General features: G+C 70.0%; 1 pseudogene. It reads right to left on the reverse strand.

The features are described 5' to 3' along the window. Nucleotides 1-666, reverse strand: a pseudogene (locus tag ABGB16_RS33910) (IS5 family transposase); the annotation flags it as partial.

Below are 666 nucleotides of genomic sequence, written 5' to 3' on the forward strand. Positions count from 1 at the left end.
GGTACATGTAGTCGCGCTTGTCGTACCTGGTCGCGACCGCCCGGAACTGCTTGAGCTTGTTGAACGCCCGCTCAGCGGTGTTGCGCTGCTTGTAGCGCTCCCGGTCGAAGTTCGGTGGCCGGCCGCCGCGGGATCCCTTCTTGCGGCGGTTGGCCGCCTGATCGGCCTTGATCGGGATCGTGGCCTTGATGCCGCGGCGGCGTAGGTGAGCACGGATGGCCTTCGAGCTGTACGCCTTGTCAGCCAGGACATGCCCGGGGCGGGTACGCGGCCGACCGACCCGGCGCGGGATCCGGATGGCGGCCATGACCTGCGTGAAGCCGGTGCAGTCGGCCCGCTGCCCGCACGTGGTGTGCCGGGCGATCGGACGGCAACGCCGGTCAGCGGCCAGGTGCAGCTTGGTGGTCAACCCGCCCCGGGAGCGGCCGAGGGCTTCCCTTCCGCCCTTTTCGTCCCTTGCGGCTTCCCCCTTTTTGGGTGATCCGCCGCTGGGGCGTGCCGAGCACCCGCCGCGTGCTGGTGCGCCCGGATCGAGGAGGTGTCCACCCCGACCGTCCACTCGTCGCCTTCCTCGGCGTCGCAGTCGATCCGCAACGCCGCGCAGATCCGCGTCCAGGTGCCGTCCATCGCCCACCTGCGTTTCCGCTGGTAGACCGTCTTCCACGG

It is taken from the genome of Micromonospora sp. B11E3 (assembly GCF_039871625.1).
Lineage (GTDB): Bacteria > Actinomycetota > Actinomycetes > Mycobacteriales > Micromonosporaceae > Micromonospora.